The organism is Pseudomonas sp. NPDC087639 (genome assembly GCF_044743385.1).
In the GTDB taxonomy this organism is placed as follows: domain Bacteria; phylum Pseudomonadota; class Gammaproteobacteria; order Pseudomonadales; family Pseudomonadaceae; genus Aquipseudomonas.
In genome coordinates, this window is the sequence record NZ_JBIUWI010000152.1 from 1 (window position 1) to 2,646 (window position 2,646).

Genomic DNA, 2,646 nt, shown 5'->3' on the forward strand with positions numbered 1-2,646 from the left:
CGTAGCCGACCACCTCGCCGAACTGGGCGACCTGGCCGTTACGCCTGAAGCCAACATCATCAAGCTGCCGAACATCAGCGCTTCGGTGCCACAGCTGCAAGCCGCAATCAAAGAGCTGCAAGCTCAGGGTTACAACCTGCCGGATTACCCGGAAACCGTGACCAGCGACGCCGACAAAGACGCCAAGGCGCGTTACGACAAGGTCAAGGGCAGCGCCGTGAACCCGGTTCTGCGCGAAGGCAACTCCGATCGTCGCGCTCCGCTGTCGGTCAAGAACTACGCACGCAAGCACCCGCACAAAATGGGCGCCTGGGCCAAAGACTCCAAGTCCCACGTCGCGCACATGAGCACCGGCGATTTCTACGGCAGCGAAAAAGCTGCCCTGATCGACGCCGCTGACGCTGTGAAGATCGAACTGATCGCCAAAGACGGCACCGCTACCGTCCTGAAAGAAAAAACCAGCGTTCAGGCTGGCGAGATCCTCGATTGCGCCGTGATGAGCAAAAACGCCCTGCGCGCATTCATCGCTGCTGAAATCGAAAGCGCCAAGGCTCAAGGCGTGCTGCTGTCGGTTCACCTGAAAGCGACCATGATGAAGGTCTCCGACCCGATCATGTTCGGCCAGATTGTTGCCGAGTTCTATAAAGACGCGCTGACCAAGCACGCTGACGTGCTGGCTCAGATCGGCTTCAACCTGAACAACGGCATCGGCGATCTGTACGCTCGCATCAAGGCCCTGCCGGCCGAGCAACAGGCACAGATCGAAGCTGACATGGCAGCGGTCTACGCCGCCCGTCCGTCGTTGGCGATGGTCAACTCCGACAAAGGCATCACCAACCTGCACGTGCCGAGCGACGTTATCGTCGACGCCTCGATGCCAGCGATGATCCGTGACTCCGGCAAGATGTGGGGCACCGACGGTCAGTTGCACGACACCAAGGCTGTGATCCCGGATCGTTGCTACGCAACCATCTACCAGGCCGTGATCGAAGATTGCAAAGCCAATGGCGCATTCGATCCGACCACCATGGGCAGCGTGCCAAACGTAGGTCTGATGGCGAAGAAAGCCGAAGAGTACGGCTCGCACGACAAGACCTTCCAGATCAAGGCTGACGGCGTGGTTCGCGTGACCGACAGCAAAGGCACCCTGCTGATGGAACAGGCTGTTGAAGCCGGCGACATCTTCCGCATGTGCCAGACCAAAGACGCGCCGATCCAGGACTGGGTCAAACTGGCCGTCAACCGTGCTCGCGCCAGCAGCACTCCAGCTATTTTCTGGCTGGACCCAATGCGCGCTCACGACGGCGTAGTGATCGAGAAAGTTCAGGCTTACCTGAAGGATCACGACACTGCTGGTCTGGACATCCAGATCATGGCGCCGGTCGACGCAATGAAGTACACCCTGCAGCGCACTCGCGAAGGCAAGGACACCATCTCGGTGACCGGTAACGTACTGCGCGACTACCTGACCGACCTGTTCCCGATCATGGAACTGGGCACCAGCGCCAAGATGCTGTCGATCGTGCCGCTGATGAACGGTGGCGGCCTGTTCGAAACCGGCGCCGGCGGCTCGGCTCCGAAGCACGTGCAGCAACTGGTCGAAGAGAACTTCCTGCGCTGGGATTCGCTGGGTGAATTCCTGGCTCTGGCGGCATCCCTCGAGCATTTGGGTGTGAACTACAACAACCCGAAAGCGCTGGTTCTGTCCAAGACTCTGGATCAGGCTACTGGCCAGTTCCTCGACAACAACAAGTCGCCATCGCGCAAAGTCGGCAACATCGACAACCGCGGCAGCCACTTCTACCTGGCGATGTACTGGGCTCAGGCCCTGGCAGCCCAGACTGAAGACGCTGCACTGCAAGCGCAGTTCGCGACTCTGGCCAAGACTCTGACCGAGAACGAAGCAACCATCGTTGCCGAACTCAACGCCGTTCAGGGCAAGCCAGTGGACATCGGCGGTTACTACCACGCCAATGCCGAACTGATCAGCAAAGCCATGCGCCCAAGCGCAACTCTCAACGCGGCGATTGCTGCGCTGGTTTAAGGTTGTAAAGGGAACATCACAAACCCCGGCCTTGTGCCGGGGTTTGTGTTTTCAGGCAAAGATACACAGAAGACAGAGGAATCCCTATGGACTGGCTCCCCCACATCACCGTCGCCACCATCGTCGAAGACAACGGCCGCTTCCTGATGGTCGAAGAGCACAAGGCCGGCCGTAACGTGTTCAACCAGCCCGCCGGCCACCTGGACCCGGATGAAACCCTGATCGAAGCCGCCGTGCGCGAAACCCTCGAAGAAACCGGCTGGGACGTCGAACCGACCGGCGTGATCGGCATTTACCTGTATACCGCGCCAAGCAACGGCGTGACCTATCAACGTGTTTGCTTCTCCGCGAAGGCCATAAAACACCATCCGGACTACCCACTCGACGACGGCATCCTCGGCGCCAAGTGGCTGACTCGCGACGAATTAATCGAGCAGCGCGACAACTGGCGCAGTGAGCTGATCATCCGCTGCATCGATGATTACCTGGCCGGCCATCACTTCGGCCTCGAACTGATCCGCCCTTCTCTTTAGCCTTGAGGCCGTGAGCCTGATAGAATCGCGTCCTTTTTCAAGACACTCATTGAATCCCTATGCGTGATC

2 protein-coding genes are annotated in these 2,646 nt (G+C 59.1%); both read left to right on the plus strand.

Going from position 1 to position 2,646, the window contains the following annotated elements; genetic code table 11:
• On the plus strand, window positions 1-2,044 hold a 2,044-nt coding region (locus ACIOVB_RS27340; protein WP_401272256.1), incomplete at its 5' end, for an NADP-dependent isocitrate dehydrogenase.
• Window positions 2,045-2,130: 86 nt separating this feature from the next.
• The gene (locus ACIOVB_RS27345; protein ID WP_401272257.1) at window positions 2,131-2,577 is read left to right on the plus strand and encodes an NUDIX hydrolase; all 447 of its coding nucleotides are present in this window, start codon (window positions 2,131-2,133) and stop codon (window positions 2,575-2,577) included.
• The last annotated feature ends 69 nt before the right edge of the window (window positions 2,578-2,646 follow it).